This is a genomic window from Pseudonocardia sp. C8 (assembly GCF_014267175.1).
Lineage (GTDB): Bacteria > Actinomycetota > Actinomycetes > Mycobacteriales > Pseudonocardiaceae > Pseudonocardia.
Map to the genome: position 1 here is coordinate 1,060,064 of NZ_JACMTR010000002.1, position 14,486 is coordinate 1,074,549.

Sequence of the window (14,486 nt, forward strand, 5' to 3'; positions counted from 1 at the left end):
GTGCCGATGCGCGATCCGCCTGCGCTACTCGCGGCCGGTTCCGACCGGTCCCGTGCCCGATCGTCGATCACGCCTGATCGCAGCCCGGCAGCCACACGCTCAGGCGGTGGCGAGCAGCGCCGCGGTCGCCAGCAGCCTGCGCTCCGCACCCGGCCGCCCGACGAGCTGGACGCACGCCGGGCGGCCGCCGTGGCGGACCGGGGCGATCAACGACGGGAGCCCGGCCAGGTTCCAGGCGTCCAGCCCGGTGGTCCCGGCCGCGCCCGGGCCGCCCGGGGCGGGCAGCAGCGCGGCCTCGGCCCCGGCGTCGTCCAGCCAGGCGATGAGCCGCTGCCGCCAGGACGCCGGGGTGGCCGGCCGGAGCCCGCCGAGCCGGCGGACCCGCTGCCCGCGGCGGACGGCGCTGCGGGCGGCCCGGGGCAGGCCGGCCGGATCCAGCTCCATGTCCTCGACCCGGCGGGCCAGCCCGGCGTGGCGGCGGCGGGCGCCGTGCACCGGCAGCACCGCCCGGTACGGCGGGTCGGCGGCCAGCAGGTGCAGGCCGGCGGCCTCGAGCGCGCGGATCGCGGCGTGCACGCCGGCCGCGGTCGCGGTGTCGGCCTGCCGGGTGCGGCCGGTGCGCAGCGAGCAGGCCAGTGCGGCGACCGGATCGTCGGGGGCCCCGTCACCGGGGCCGGCCGCCGCGGGGCCGTACGTCCCGGGGGAGCGCGCGCCGGGAACGACCGGGGAGCGCGCGCCGGGGACGGCTGCCCCGCCCGCGGGGCCACCGGCCATCCCGCCCGTGGGCCCACCGGCCGCCCCGCCGGCAGGGCCACCGGGCGCCCCGCCTGCGAGGCCGGCGGCCATCCCGCCCGCGAGCCCACCGGCCGCGGCCGGCCCCCGCCGCGCCGGGGCGGCCAGCACCTCGAACGCGGCGAGGATCTCCTCCGGGGTCGCGGCGACGACGGTCGTCTCGGCCAGCCCCGCCCACCGCCGCTCGGCGGCCGCGGGCAACGGGAGCACCCGCCGTCCCGGCTTCAGCGCGGCCAGCCCGTGGGCCGCGGCCGCGGCCCGGAGCGCCCCGTCGCCGTCGATCCCGATCGCGAGCGGCACCACGCCGGCGGCGATGGTGGCCGCAGTGGCGCGGCCACCGGGGGAGCCGTCCGGCCCGATGCCGAACTCGGCGGTGCGGGCCCGGCCGACGACCAGCGCACCGGCGCCGCGCAGCCGCCGCACCGGTTCGTCACCGCGGCCGGTGGCCGAGATGCCGTCCTCCACCGCGACCGGGACGCCGGCCAGCGGCAGCGCGAACCGGTCGGTGCGGCGGTCCAGGGCCGCGGCGGCCGCCCGGGCCGGCTCCGCATCGACGCTCACCAGAAGGCGGGCGTTCCCGGCGGCGGCCCGGTCGAGCAGCTCGTCCGCGACCTCGGTCGCGGTGCGCCGCCCGTCCCGGACCGCGCCGGCGATCCCGGGCACGGTCCACGGCTCGCCGCCCGGGGTGCCGGGGCCGGGCGGTGCGGTGCCGGGGAGCGTGCTCATCTCGGATCAGGTGTGGCGGAGGCGGACGGGAATCGAACCCGCCTGGCCGAGATGCTCGGCCACGTCGGTTTTGAAGACCGCGGGGGCCACCAGGCACCCATACGCCTCCAGGTCTTCTCAGGCCGTCCGGAGCGCCTCCGGCACGCCATCGGCCACGTCGAACAGGGACATCAGGTTGGTCGCCTCCAGGGCTCGGGTCACCGCGTGCGAGCCGCACACCAGCCGCAGCCGGCTGCCGGCGCCCTCCACCTTCTCCTTCGTCTCGACCAGCGCGGCCAGCCCGGCCGATCCGAGGAACGTCACCCGGGACAGGTCGACCACCAGCAGCTCCGCGGACGGGATCTGCCCGGCCAGGCGCTCGCTGAGCACCGGCGCGGTCATCGTGTCGATCTCGCCGTGCACGTGGACGACGACGGCGCCGCCCCCGTGCCCGACCACCTCGAAGCGGACGACCTCGCCGATGTCGGGGCCCTGCTCGTCCCCCAGACCGGTGGGCGTCTCACTGCTCATGTGCCTCGTGCTCCCTCGACAGTCGTCGCCGGTGGCGCGGCCCGGTACTCCGCAAGGTGTCCCGTGTGTGGCAGCCGGTCGCCGTTGCTCGACGACCCGGTCGTGCTGCCCCCCGCCCAGCCTAGTCAGGAGGAATTCCCACCCTACGGCCGCGGTCGCAACGGGCACAACGTAGCGCGCCGGTGCTCACGACCTGCCGGACACCGATGGCAGGCTGACGACCATGAGCGCTGAGCAGCCCGCGCGGTTCCAGGTCCGGATCGGCGTCCGCAGCTACGAGGAGGACGTGAACGGGCACGTCAACCACGCCGTCTACCACCAGTACGCCGAGCACGCCCGGATGGAGCACTTCCGGGCGGCGGGGCTGGCCCAGGCCGTGCTGGAGAAGCACGGGCTCACGGTCGTGCTGCTCTCGACGACCGTCCACTTCCGGGCCGAGCTCCGCGCCGGCGAGCAGGTGGAGGTCGACTCCGCGATGGAGTTCACCGACCGGAAGCCCTTCACCATGCGGCACCGGATCGTCCGGGTGGCGAACGGTGACGGCGTCCCGGCGCAGGATCTGGCCGCCGAGGCCGAGTGCACCATGGGCGTCCTCGACATCGCCTCCCGGCGGCTGGTCGCCGACCCGTACCACCGCCTGGTGGCGGCGGCGCCGCACCCGGAGGTCCTGGGTCCGGGGCCGGCCTGACGGCGCCCGGACGCCGGACGGGCACCCGCCGGTCGGCCGCCGGACGTCAGGAGTCCGGACGCCGGAGGGGCACCCGCCGGACCGTTCCCGGACCTCAGACCGGCACCGCCGGGTCGTCGCGGTCGGCCGGGTGGGCGCGGCCGGTGCCGGTCGCGGTGTGGTGGCCCGGCACGACCGGCCGGTCCCGCCCCACCAGCGGCGGCACGGCACCGCCGGCACGCCGGACCGCCCGGCGGGACCTCAGGTAGGCACGCGGTCCGGTGAGCAGGCCGCGGGTCCGCGCCTGGTCGGCGTCGGCCGGCACCGCGTCGCCGGCGCCGGCCTCCCGGGCGGCGATGTAGCGCAGCCGTGCCAGCGCGGCGGGGAGCCTGCGCAGCGCGGCGGAGCGGCCCCGCGGCGACAGCGCGACCTTGGCGAGGAAGCTGCCCAGGCCGACCGCGTAGCCCTCCATCTGCCGGCGCAGCGCGTCCTGGTCGGGCCGGTGGTGGTGCCACAGGTAGGCGCCGGGGGCGTAGCCGAGCACGTGCCCGGCCAGGATCATCCGGACCAGGAACTCGCAGTCCTCCCCGCCGTGGGTGGGGGTGCCGGGGCCCATCGCCTCGTCGAAGCCGCCCGCCGACCGGGCGGCGACGGCCCGCACCGCGAGGTTGGCGCCGATGCCGAACAAGCCGGGCGCGAACGGGAAGATCGGCGAGTCGTCCGGGGGCTGCGCGAGCGAGAACCGGCGGGCGGTGAAGCCCTTGTTCCAGGCCAGCGCGACGTCGGCGGCGCGCTCCTCGGGTGAGCGGAGCCGGGCCGCGAGGACGGGTCCGGACACGCAGGCGAGCTCCGGGTCGGCGGCGAACGCCCCGGACAGCCGGGACGCCCACGCCGGGTCGACCTCGGTGTCGTCGTCGGTGAAGGCGACGATCTCGGTGCGCGCCTCGGCGAGTCCTCGGTTGCGGCCGACGGAGGCGCCGCGGCGCGGCTCGCGGACGTAGCGGACCCGCGGCGACCCGGTCGCGGTGACCGCGTCGCGGGTGCGCTCGTCCTCCGGGTCGTTGTCCACGACGATCACCGACAGCGCCGGGTGGTCCGACGCCAGCACCGCACGCAGGCAGCGGGCGAGGGACTCGGGGCGGTTCCGGGTCGCGATCACCACGGTGATCGGGTCGGTCGCGACCGGCGCCGGTGTCACCTCCTCGGGCGGGCCAAGCGTGGTCAGGGCGGCCTCGAGGTCGGCGACGGTCGCGCGGCCGTTCCGCAGCGGCACCGCGATCTGGCCCTGCGGGGTGCCGCCGACCGTCACCAGCAGGCGGGCCGCGTGGAAGCCGGGGCCGACCCGCAGCTCGCGCAACGGCGCGAGCCGGTCCAGCTCGCCCACCCAGGTGGCGCGGTCGGCGGTCGCAGACGTCCCAGACATACCGGGCAGTCTCGCCCACGCGTGCTGAGACCACACTGAGAGTGCTGACTCCACCCGGTTTCGCGACTCTGTGTCACTGCGGTGAGCGGTTCACCGGATCCGGGGACGGCCGGCCGGGTCGGTGCTGGTCGGGGCCGGGCCGTCCGGCTCCCCCGGCTCCGGCTGCGGCGATGTGCGTCACCTCACCGGCGACGACGAGCGCGGCGCGTCCAGCGGCGACACGCCGTGTCCGCCCGGGCCTCGGCGTGTCGCGGCAGCGATGTCACCTGGTCGGGGTGTCGGCGACGGTGCTCCGGCCCGTCACGTGTGGCGGCCCGGTGGCCCCGCCGGTCGCTCCACCGGCGGGGACGCGCGGGGTGCGCACGGCGGCACCACGGGTAGGTTCGGATCATGAGCGCGCCCCGCCCCACCGCATCCGTGCTCGTCACCGGCAGCGAGCTGCTGACCGGTCACATCGCCGACACGAACGGCCCGTTCGTGGCGCGCGCCCTCGGTGACCTCGGGTTCGCGGTACGCCGGGTGATCGTGGTCGGTGACCGGCCCGACGACCTGCGCTCGGCACTGGATCACGTCGCCGCTGACGACCTCGTCGTCACCAGCGGCGGCCTCGGCCCGACCGCCGACGACCTGACCGCCGAGATCGTCGCCGAGTTCGCCGGGGCCCCGATGGCGGTCGACCCGGCGCTGCAGGAGCGGATCCACGCGAAGGTGTCCGGCTGGGCGGCCCGGGCGGGCTGGGACGGCCCGGCGCTCGACGCCGCCACCGCCAAGCAGGCCCGGGTGCCGTGCGGTGCGAGCGTGCTGGAGCCGGTCGGGACCGCGCCGGGACTCGTCGTGACGCGGCCGGGCGGGCCGCTCGTCGTCGTCCTGCCGGGGCCGCCACGCGAGCTGACCCGCATGTGGCCGGCGGCGCTGACCGCCGGGCCGGTGGCCGCGCTGCTCGCCCGCACCCCGCGGGCCGAGCCGGTCCGGCTGCGCTTCGCCGGGCTGCCCGAGTCGGAGATCGCGGCGACCCTGCGTGCGGTGGAGGCCGATCTGGACGTCTCCGGGGTCGAGGTCACGACCTGCCTGCGCCGCTCCGAGCTCGAGGTGGACCTGCACCCGCTGCCGGGCGCGGTCGGCGTCGCCCGGGAGCTGGCCGGCCGGATCGTGGCGGCGCACCGCCGCAAGCTGATCAGCGACGACGGCCGCAGCACCGACGAGCTGCTCGCCACGGCCCTGCAGGACAAGGGATGGACGGTCGCGACCGGGGAGTCGTGCACCGGCGGCCTGCTGTCCGCGCGGCTCGTCGACCGCGCCGGGTCGTCGGCCTACGTCGCCGGGGGAGTGGTCGCCTACTCCGACGCGGCCAAGACCGCGCTGCTCGACGTGCCGGCCGCGATGATCGCCGAGCACGGCGCGGTCTCGCCGCAGGTCGCCCGGGCACTGGCCGACGGTGCGCGCGCCCGCTTCGGTGCGGACATCGGCGTCGGGATCACCGGTGTCGCCGGGCCGGGCGGCGGGACCGAGGCCAAGCCGGTCGGCTACGTCTGCTTCTGCGTGGCGACCGCCGACGGCCAGGTGGTCGCCCGCGACCCGTACCTGCCCGGCGGCCGGACCGACGTCCGCGAGCGGTCGGTGGACCTGGCGATGCACCTGCTGCTGCGGGTCACCGGCGTGACGGGCCCGGACGCACACCGGTAGCCGGTGTGCGCCCGGGCCGGTGAATCAGGCCCGCGCGGCGGCGAAGCGCTCGGCGGCGTCCGCCCAGTTGACGACGTTCCACCAGGCCTTGACGTAGTCCGGCTTCACGTTCTTGTACTGCAGGTAGAACGCGTGCTCCCACATGTCGAGCATGACGACCGGGACCTGCCCGGCCGGCAGCTGCGACTGCTGGTCGTAGAGCTGGTGGACCAGCAGCCGCCCGCCGAGGGTGTCCCAGCCGAGGATGGCCCAGCCGGAGCCCTGGATCGTCGTGGCGGCCGCGGTGAAGTGCGCCCGGAAGGCGTCGAACGAGCCGAACTCCTCGTCGATGGCGGCGGCGAGCTCGCCGGTCGGCTTGTCCCCGCCCTCCGGGGACAGGTTCTTCCAGAAGATCGAGTGGTTGACGTGGCCGCCGAGGTTGAAGGCGAGGGTCTTCTCCAGCCCGACGATCGCGCCGAAGTCGTCCTTCTCCCGGGCCTCGGCGAGCTTGTCGAGCGTGCCGTTGAGGCCCTGGACGTAGGTGTTGTGGTGCTTGGAGTGGTGCAGCTCCATGATCTCCGGCGCGATGTGCGGGGCGAGCGCGCCGTAGTCGTAGGGAAGATCCGGGAGCGTGTACTCGGCCATCGGTGGTCTCCGACCTCCTCGGTGACGGGGAGCGTGGCGGGCTGCCACGCCGTTCACATGCCAGTGTCTCGCAACAGCCACGAACTCGCGATGCGACGCGCTCGCGTGGACGGATCGATTCGCCAGATGTACTCTGCTGCAAGTCACTTGCAGGAGTGGCCGCGGCAGTGATCGTTCTGGCAGCTCGACACCCGCCGCCGGCGGCGCCGCCGGCCGGTTCGCCCGGTCGCGGCGCCGCCGGGCTCCGCCCCTACCCGAGGAGCTCGCCGAGCTTCCGGACGGTTGCCCAGTTGCGGGCCGTGCCACCACCGTCGGCGGCCCCGGTCCGTGCCGACAGGCGGGCGCCCAGCTCGCTGCGCCCGATCCCGTCGGGCAGGTGCAGGTAGACGACCCGTCCGACGATCTCGGCGGTACCGCGCCCGCCCTTGGCGCGCTCGGCCTCCAGCGCCGCGGCGAACCGGGCCCGCTCGGCGTCGTCCGGCGGGGCGGCGCGGAACACCGCGTGCAGCTGCTTCGGGTCGGTGACCTGCGGGAACGGGTTCGCCTCGACCGCGGCGACGTACTCCTCGCGGTCGAACACCACGGCCGGCCGGGGGACGCCGAGGTCGTCCCGGAGCACCTCCTCGATCGTCGCCGCCACCACGGCCGGGTCCGGGTCCGTGCTGCTGAGGACGACGTTGCCGGACTGGATGTAGGTCGCGACGTCGGTGAAGCCGCGCCGGGCCAGCAGCCGCCGCAGGTCGGCCATGGGCACCTTCCCGGAGCCTCCGACGTTGATCCCGCGCAGCAGCGCGACATGGGTGCGCACGCCGTGATCCTGCCCCGCCCGGTCAGCGGATGTCACCGCGGCCGGGGCGCGGCCTCGTGGCGCCACACCTTCACCGCGGACACCAGCAGGATCGCCGCCAGCGCCGGGACCAGCACCAGGTCGGGGACGACGCCGAGGAGCAGCGCGCCGCCCAGGCTGCCGGCGACCGAGCCCGCCGTCATCGTCAGCACGAACCTGCCGTGGCCGCGCAGCACGACGAACGCCCGGTCCCGGCTGTAGCGGGCGAACGCCACGAGCATCGTGGGCAGCGACACCGCCAGCGACAGGCTCCCCGCCAGCTTGATGTCGACGCCGTACAGCAGCACGATCGTCGGGATCAGCAGCTCCCCGCCGGCGACGCCCATGATCGCGGCCACCACGCCGATGCCGAAACCGGCGACCAGGCCGGCGACGACGAGCAGCGGACCGCTCGGCACCGGCGCGGCCGGTGCGCCGCCGAGGTGGGTCGCCACGAGCGCGGCGGCCATCAGCACCAGCAGCGCGGCGAGGACCGCGTAGAGGGTGCGGGCGCGCATCCGGGTGGCCCACGAGGCCCCGGCCCAGGCACCGGCCAGGCTGCCGCCCAGGAGGTTGACCGCCACCGGCCAGTGCGGGGCCAGTGCGGCGTACGGCACGGCCACCAGCCGCGCCGGGAGCGCCGTGAGGACCACGGCGAGGCTCATCGCCTTGTTGACGATCACCGCGTGGAGCGCGGCGAACCCGAACAGCCCGATCAGCAGGGGCAGCCGGAACTCGGCGCCGCCGAGCCCGATCATCCCCCCGAGGACGCCCACCGCGGCACCGGTGCCGAAGACCGCCGGCACGGATCCGCGCCGGCGACGCGCTGCGGGGAGCTCGGACCCGAGGGGTTCCTCTTCGGGCACGTGAGGAACCGTCACGTGAGGAACCGTAGCGGGGACGGCCGGTGATCACCGCTCCGTCCGTTGTGCGGCACCGCGGCCCACCGACGTCGTGCCGTCGGGCCGCCCGGTGACGAGAACGGCGCCGACCGGCGGGAGCAGGTGCCCGCCGGCCGGCGCCGTCATCCGTGCGCCTAGTCAGGCCGCGTTCTTCGTCTCCCAGAAGATCTTGTCGATCTCCGCGATGTAGTCCAGCAGCTGCTGGCCGGTGGCCGGGTCGTTCGACCCCTTGGTGCCGGTGGCACCGGCGGCCTTGGTGGCCTTGTTGAACAGCTCGTGGAGCTGCGGGTACTTCTCGAAGTGCGGGGGCTTGAAGTAGTCGGTCCACAGCACCCACAGGTGGTGCTTGACCAGGTCGGAGCGCTGCTCCTTGATCTCGATGGCACGGGACCGGAAGTCCGGGTCCTCGTTGCTCTGGTACTTCTCCTGGATCGCCTTGACCGACTCGGCCTCGATCCGGGCCTGGGCGGGGTCGTAGACGCCGCAGGGGAGGTCGCAGTGCGCGGTGGCCTCCAGCCGCGGGCGGAGAATGCGGGACAGCCGCATGGAATCCTCCCTGGTGGTGATCGTTCTGGCGGTGCCGACCCTACCCTCGTGGCCGGGGCGGAGCAGGTCGGGCGGCCCGTGGATTCCACACTGGAGGGAGGCGCCGTGCGCTGGCGTCGGGTGACGGTGCGCGGGCCGTCCATGTCGCCCGCCCTGTCCGACGGCGACGTGGTCCTGGTCCGGTGCGGCGCCCCGGTGCGCGCGGGCGACGTCGTGCTGGTCACCTGGGACTCGCGGCCCGGTCAGCTGTCGGTGAAGCGGGCCGTCCGCCCGGACGGCGCCGGGTGGGACGTGCGCGGCGACAACCCGTTCGGCTCCACCGACTCGGCGACGCTCGGCCCGGCGCGGGTCCGGGCGGTCGCCCGCCTCCGGCTGTGGCCCCGTCCCGGCCGGATCCCCGCACCTCGCCACTGACCGGCCGGCGCCCCGCGCGCGCCGGTTGCCCTGGGGGCGGGCTGGTCGAGGCGCACGGTCTTGCACGGCGCGGGGTGCGAGCGTGCTGATGATCAGAGCCTCACCCGTAGACACGCACGTTTCGGGCCCGCCCGGGGCGCCTACGTGCTGGTCACGAGGGCCCGGCTGGTCGAGGCGCACGTCCCTGCCCCGGCCCGGGGCACGTGGTGCTGACGACCGGTGATCCGCCGGTTGGGGTGCACGTTTCCGTCCCCGCCGGGGCACCATCGTGCTGATCGTCAGAGCGGGGGTGGTCGGGGTGCACGTTTGCGTCCTGGCGGGGGCATCTGGGTGCTGATCACCAGTGGTCGGTCGGTCGGGGTGCACGTTTTCGTCCCGGCCGGGGCATGATCGTGCTGATCACGAGGCGAGACCTGGTCGGCGTGCACGTTGGCGCCCTGCCACGGGCATCTGCGTGCGGATCACCAGTGGCCGGCCGGGTCGACGCGCACGCTTCCGCCCCACTCCGGACGGCAGCGTGATGATCACCGGTGGCCCGGTCGTCGGGGCGCACGTTCGGCACCGGTCGGGGCGGTCGGCGGGCCGGTGAGCGGGGAGACCCGCTCGGCGCCGTTGCGTGAGCCCGGCGGGCCACAGGGTCGCGAGACCGTGGCGGCGCCCACCGCCCCTCCCGTAGCGTCGGCCGGGACCGGTGGCCTCCCACCGCCGGGGAACGGAGGCGGTGATGACCGCCGAACTGAGGGCCACCGAGCGACGGGTCGGTGACGGTCTCGCCGTCGGGCCGGACCTCACCGGCGCGGCGGAGGTGGCGACCGGCCAGGCCCTGTCCGCGCTCGGTGCGGCCCCCGACCTGGTCGTCTTCTTCGTCGGCCCGGGGTCGGGACCGTCGGCGCCGGGCACCGAGGTCGAGGCGGCGGGCCTGCGGGTGATGGAGCTCGCCGGGGCCGGGGCCGCGATCGGGGTGACCGCGCACGGCGTCATCGCCGACGGCCGCGGTGTCGAGGGCGAGCCGGCCGTCGCGGTGTGGGCGGCGAGCCTGCCCGCGGTGACGGTCCGGACGACGGCGCCGGTGGCGGAACGCCGCCCGGGCGCCGGCCCGCACGGCAGCGGCGCGATCTCGGTGCGGGGCCTGCGCCCGCCCGCCGAGGACGACCGGGTGGAGATCCTGCTCGTCGACCCGCACGCGTTCCCGATCGGCGGCGTCCTGGAGCGGGGCAACGAGAACCGCCCCGGGTTCCCGGTGATCGGCGGCCTGGCCGGAGCACCGGGCGGCCCGGGCGCGAACCGGCTGTTCGTCGACGGCCGGGTGCACACCGGCGGGGCCGTCGGCGTCCTGCTCGGTGGTGCGGCCGTGCCGCGGATCGCGGTCAGCCAGGGATGCCGGCCGATCGGGCCGTCGATGGTGGTCACCCGGGCCGAGCACAACCGGATCGCCGAGCTCGCCGGCAAGCCCGCCGTGGAACGGCTGCGCGAGATCCTCCGCACCCTCCCGCCGGACGAGCGGCAGCAGGCACTGCAGGGCCTGCACCTCGGCGTGGCCGTCGACGAGTACGCCGACGAGCACGAGCGCGGCGACTTCCTCGTCCGCGCGGTGCTGGCCGTCGACGTCGAGGGCGGCACGATCGTGGCCGGGGACGTCGTCGAGGTCGGCACCACGGTCCGGCTCCAGGTCCGCGACGTCGCCGGGGCCGCGGAGAACCTGCTCGAGCTGCTCGGCCCGCTGCGCCGCGACCGCCCTGCGGCCGGCGCGCTGCTGTTCTCCTGCAACGGCCGCGGTGCGGCGATGTTCGGCGACGCCGACCACGACGTCCGCACCGTCCGGGCCGGCCTCGACCCGGACGGGACCCGGCGGCCACCGGTGGCCGGGTTCTTCGCGGCCGGCGAGATCGGCCCGGTGGGCGCCCGCAACCACCTGCACGGCTTCACCGCGTCGGTGCTGGTGGTCTGATCCCGCGCGTGATCGGGCCCGCGGGGCCGCGTCGTCGCACGGGTTCGATGCGCGTCGCACGAGACCCAACCTGTGCGGTGCCCGCCCAACCTGTGCGGCCCACGCCCGACCTGTGCGGTGCCCGCATCGGGGCGGGCTGCGCCATCCGCACGGTCAGCGCAGGGTGCGGAAGAACCCCCGCAGCTCGTCCACGAACGTCTCCGGCTGCTCCAGCGACGCGAAGTGCCCGCCGACCGGCGGCCGGGTGAACCAGCGCAGGTCGGTGTAGCGGCGCTCCAGCCAGTGCCGCGGCAGCTTGACCATCTCCTGCGGGAACTGGGCCACGCCGGTCGGGACGGCCACCTCCTCCATCCTCCGCCGCGCGAAGCTCTCCCAGTAGATCCGCGCCGACGACGCACCCGTCGCGTTCAGCCAGTACTGCATCACGTTGTCCAGCAGGCGGTCCCGGCTGATCACGTTCTCCGGGTGCCCGGCGCAGTCGGTCCAGTCCCAGAACTTCTCGACGATCCAGGTGCACTGGGCGACCGGCGAGTCGACCAGGCCGTACCCGATCGTCTGCGGCCGGGTCGACTGCTCGCTGGAGTAGCCGGCGCCGTACCGGTCGAAGGCCTTCGAGAACGCGATGTCCTCCTTCTCCTGCGTCGACAGCGGCTGCCCGTCGTCGTCGGGACGCGGGGCGAGCGCCATCGTCAGGTGGATGCCGTACAACATCTCCGGCGCCGCCGTCCCGAGCGCGGAGGTGATCATCGAGCCCCAGTCGCCGCCCTGCGCGGCGAACTTGGCGTAGCCGAGCCGGTCCATCAGCTGCGCCCACGCCACGGCGATGCGTTCCACGCCCCAGCCGGGCACGGAGGGCTTCCCGGAGAACCCGAACCCGGGCAGGGTCGGCAGCACGACGTGGAACGCGTCCGCCGGGTCCTCGGGGTCGGTCAGCGCGGGCAGGACGTCCAGGAACTCGACGATCGAGCCCGGCCAGCCGTGGGTGAGCAGCAGCGGCATGGCGTCCGGGTGCCGGGAGCGGGCGTGCAGCAGGTGCACCTCGACCGAGTCGTCCCCGCCGCCGTCGAGGCCGGTGCGGTACTGCGGCCACGAGTTGATCTCCGCCTCGACCCGGCGCCAGTCGTAGCGGGTGCGCCAGTACTCGCAGAGCTCGCGGGCGTAGTCCAGCGGGACGCCCTGGGTCCAGCCCTCGACGGTGGCCGGGTCGGGCCAGCGGGTCCGGGCCAGCCGCTCGCGCAGGTCGTCGAGCTCGGGCTCGGGGATCTCGATCCGGAAGTCGCGCACGTCGTCACCGTGGCACGGCCGCCGCGCGCCGTCCCGGTGCGGGTGGCATCGGAACGATCACGATGCGAGCGCCCGGCTGATCCCCCTGGCGGCCGCCCGCACGGCCGGCACCCAGGTGTGCGGGTTGGTCCCGGCCGGGACGACGATCGAAAGCGCGGCCACCACCGGCCCGCCGCCCGCCCGCACGGGTGCGGCCACCGACAGCGACACCGCCTCGATCTGCCGGTCGGAGATCACGAACCCGCTCGCGCGGGCGCGGGCCAGCAGCGCCCGCACCCCGGCCGGGTCGCACACCGTGTGCGGGGTGAACCGGCGCAGCGGCCGGGCGAGCACCCGCTCGGTGTCGGCCGGGTCGGCGTGCGCGAGCAGCACCAGCCCGACCCCGGTGGCGTGCGACGGCAGCCGGGACCCGGGCCGGGTGACGATCGAGACCGCGTCCCGGCTGGAGAGCCGCTCGACGTAGACGACCTCGGCCGGGTCCTCGGGGTCCAGCACGGCGAGCTGGACGTTGTGCCGGGTGACCTCGTGCAGGTCCTCCAGGAACGGCATCGCCGCCTCGCGGAGGCCGTGGCTGGCCGGCGCGAGGTGGGCGATCTCCCAGAGCCGCAGGCCGATCCGGTAGCGCCCGTCGTCGCCGCGGTCCAGCGCCCCGCCCGCGGCGAGCTCGCCCACGATCCGGTGCACGGTGGTCAGCGGCAGCCCGGTCCGCCGCGCGATGTCGGTGAGCCCCAGCGCCGGCGCCTCGGCGGTGAACGCGCCGAGCACGTCCAGCACCCGGGCCGTGACCCCGGACCGGGCCGGTCGTGACCCCATGACCGGGCATTCTTCCGCACAGCGGAAGGCGCGTCGAACGCGGTCGGTCCGTTCGGGGACAGTGCCGGGCATGACGCAGCGGCGCGAGCACCGGAGCCAGGTCGGGATCGTCGGGGCGGGGCCGGCCGGCCTCGTCCTCGCGAAGCTGCTCGCGCGGGCCGGTGTCGACTCGGTGGTGCTGGAGGCCCGCAGCCGCTCCTACGTCGAGGCCCGGGTGCGGGCCGGCGTCCTCGAGGCGCCGACGGTGGAGCTGCTCCGGGAGGCGGGTGTCGCCGACCGCCTCGACCGGGAGGGGATGCCGCACAGCGGGATCGCGCTGCGGTTCGCCGACGCTCCCGGCGGCCCGGCGCAGGACCACCGGATCGACTTCGCCGACCTCGTCGGGAAGGGCATCACCGTGTACGGCCAGCAGGAGGTCGTCAAGGACCTGCTCGCCGACCGGATCGACGACGCCGGCCTGCCGGTCGAGTTCGAGGTGTCCGACGTCGAGTTCCACGACGTCACCACGGACGCGCCGTCGATCACCTGGACCGCCGCGGACGGCTCCGCGCACCGGCTGCACTGCGACGTGGTCGCCGGGTGCGACGGTTTCCACGGCGGCTCCCGGGCGGTGGCCGGGGCGGGCGGGGACCTCACGGTCGCCGAGCGGTCCTACCCGTTCGCCTGGCTGGGCGTGCTCGCGAAGGCGGCCCCGACCACCGACGAGCTCGTCTACGCCCACCACGACCGCGGCTTCGCGCTCTACTCGATGCGCAGCCCGGAGGTCACCCGGCTCTACCTGCAGGTGCCGCCGGAGACCGACCCCGGCGACTGGTCGGAGGCCCGGATCTGGGACGAGCTGCAGACCCGGCTGGCCCGCCCGGGCTTCACGCTGAACGAGGGCGAGTTCCTGGAGAAGCCGGGCGTCACCGGGATGCGCAGCATGGTGGCCGGGCCGATGCGCCGGGGCCGCCTGTTCCTGGCCGGCGACGCCGCGCACATCGTCCCCCCGACCGGCGCGAAGGGGATGAACCTGGCGATCGCCGACGTCCGGGTGCTGGCCGAGGCGATCACCCGGTTCTACGCCGGCGCCGGCGAGGGCGGCTTCGACGGCTACTCGGAGACCTGCCTGCGGCGGGTCTGGCGGGCCGAGCACTTCTCCTGGTTCATGACGTCGATGCTGCACCGCTTCGACCCCGGCACCGAGGCCGGCGACCCGTTCGGCGTCGGCCTGCAGCGTGCCCAGCTGCGCTACACCGTCTCGTCGCGGGCTGCCGCCACGAGCCTGGCCGAGAACTACGTCGGGCTGCCGCACGGCGCCGTCTGACCCACCCACCACGAGAGAGGAC

At 75.7% G+C, this 14,486-nt stretch carries 14 protein-coding genes and 1 tRNA gene; 5 read left to right on the top strand and 10 right to left on the bottom strand.

Annotated features, from left to right (window positions below):
- Nucleotides 1-99 precede the first annotated feature (99 nt).
- From H7X46_RS05700 to H7X46_RS05710, 3 genes are all read right to left on the bottom strand, one after another.
- Entirely contained in the window at nucleotides 100-1,518 is a 1,419-nt protein-coding gene (locus tag H7X46_RS05700) for a hypothetical protein (RefSeq protein WP_186358411.1), read from the bottom strand.
- 13 nt (nucleotides 1,519-1,531) lie between these two features.
- A tRNA-Sec gene (locus tag H7X46_RS05705) sits at nucleotides 1,532-1,627 on the bottom strand.
- An 8-nt stretch (nucleotides 1,628-1,635) separates the two neighbouring features.
- On the bottom strand, nucleotides 1,636-2,028 hold the full coding sequence (locus H7X46_RS05710) for an STAS domain-containing protein (protein ID WP_255426080.1): 393 nt from the start codon (nucleotides 2,026-2,028) through the stop codon (nucleotides 1,636-1,638).
- A 223-nt stretch (nucleotides 2,029-2,251) separates the two neighbouring features.
- Here H7X46_RS05710 and H7X46_RS05715 point away from each other — a divergent pair, with 223 nt between their 5' ends.
- Entirely contained in the window at nucleotides 2,252-2,716 is a 465-nt protein-coding gene (locus H7X46_RS05715; RefSeq protein WP_186358412.1) for a thioesterase family protein, read from the top strand.
- A 94-nt stretch (nucleotides 2,717-2,810) separates the two neighbouring features.
- Here H7X46_RS05715 and H7X46_RS05720 read toward each other — a convergent pair whose 3' ends face one another.
- Entirely contained in the window at nucleotides 2,811-4,118 is a 1,308-nt protein-coding gene (locus H7X46_RS05720) for a glycosyltransferase family 2 protein (RefSeq protein ID WP_186358413.1), read from the bottom strand.
- A gap of 390 nt (nucleotides 4,119-4,508) precedes the next feature.
- Here H7X46_RS05720 and H7X46_RS05725 point away from each other — a divergent pair, with 390 nt between their 5' ends.
- Complete coding sequence (locus H7X46_RS05725) at nucleotides 4,509-5,801, top strand: competence/damage-inducible protein A (RefSeq protein WP_186358414.1); 1,293 nt, start codon at nucleotides 4,509-4,511, stop codon at nucleotides 5,799-5,801.
- 24 nt (nucleotides 5,802-5,825) lie between these two features.
- Here the strand turns inward: H7X46_RS05725 and H7X46_RS05730 are convergent, their stop codons facing one another.
- The 4 genes from H7X46_RS05730 to sodN all read right to left on the bottom strand — a co-directional run bounded on the left by H7X46_RS05730 (nucleotide 5,826) and on the right by sodN (nucleotide 8,699).
- Entirely contained in the window at nucleotides 5,826-6,425 is a 600-nt protein-coding gene (locus tag H7X46_RS05730) for a superoxide dismutase (RefSeq protein WP_186358415.1), read from the bottom strand.
- Nucleotides 6,426-6,675: 250 nt separating this feature from the next.
- A complete protein-coding gene (locus H7X46_RS05735; RefSeq protein ID WP_186358416.1) occupies nucleotides 6,676-7,233 on the bottom strand; it encodes a DUF1697 domain-containing protein in 558 nt (185 codons plus the stop codon).
- Between the two features lie 32 nt (nucleotides 7,234-7,265).
- The gene (locus H7X46_RS05740; RefSeq protein ID WP_222131206.1) at nucleotides 7,266-8,132 is read right to left on the bottom strand and encodes a sulfite exporter TauE/SafE family protein; all 867 of its coding nucleotides are present in this window, start codon (nucleotides 8,130-8,132) and stop codon (nucleotides 7,266-7,268) included.
- 159 nt (nucleotides 8,133-8,291) lie between these two features.
- Nucleotides 8,292-8,699: a superoxide dismutase, Ni gene (sodN, locus tag H7X46_RS05745; protein ID WP_186358417.1), complete on the bottom strand. Its 408-nt coding sequence runs from the start codon at nucleotides 8,697-8,699 to the stop codon at nucleotides 8,292-8,294.
- A gap of 105 nt (nucleotides 8,700-8,804) precedes the next feature.
- Between sodN and H7X46_RS05750 the strand changes: the two genes are divergently transcribed.
- Both H7X46_RS05750 and H7X46_RS05755 read left to right on the top strand, forming a co-directional pair.
- Nucleotides 8,805-9,113 carry a S24 family peptidase gene (locus H7X46_RS05750; RefSeq protein WP_370588625.1) on the top strand — a complete coding sequence of 103 codons (309 nt, stop codon included), beginning with the start codon at nucleotides 8,805-8,807 and terminating at the stop codon, nucleotides 9,111-9,113.
- A 724-nt stretch (nucleotides 9,114-9,837) separates the two neighbouring features.
- Entirely contained in the window at nucleotides 9,838-11,061 is a 1,224-nt protein-coding gene (locus tag H7X46_RS05755; protein ID WP_186358418.1) for an FIST N-terminal domain-containing protein, read from the top strand.
- A 153-nt stretch (nucleotides 11,062-11,214) separates the two neighbouring features.
- Here the strand turns inward: H7X46_RS05755 and H7X46_RS05760 are convergent, their stop codons facing one another.
- Both H7X46_RS05760 and H7X46_RS05765 read right to left on the bottom strand, forming a co-directional pair.
- The gene (locus H7X46_RS05760; protein ID WP_186358419.1) at nucleotides 11,215-12,345 is read right to left on the bottom strand and encodes an epoxide hydrolase family protein; all 1,131 of its coding nucleotides are present in this window, start codon (nucleotides 12,343-12,345) and stop codon (nucleotides 11,215-11,217) included.
- A 57-nt stretch (nucleotides 12,346-12,402) separates the two neighbouring features.
- Entirely contained in the window at nucleotides 12,403-13,158 is a 756-nt protein-coding gene (locus tag H7X46_RS05765; protein WP_186358420.1) for an IclR family transcriptional regulator, read from the bottom strand.
- A gap of 70 nt (nucleotides 13,159-13,228) precedes the next feature.
- On the opposite strand from H7X46_RS05765, the gene H7X46_RS05770 reads away from it, so the two are divergent.
- Complete coding sequence (locus H7X46_RS05770; protein WP_186358421.1) at nucleotides 13,229-14,464, top strand: 4-hydroxybenzoate 3-monooxygenase; 1,236 nt, start codon at nucleotides 13,229-13,231, stop codon at nucleotides 14,462-14,464.
- The last annotated feature ends 22 nt before the right edge of the window (nucleotides 14,465-14,486 follow it).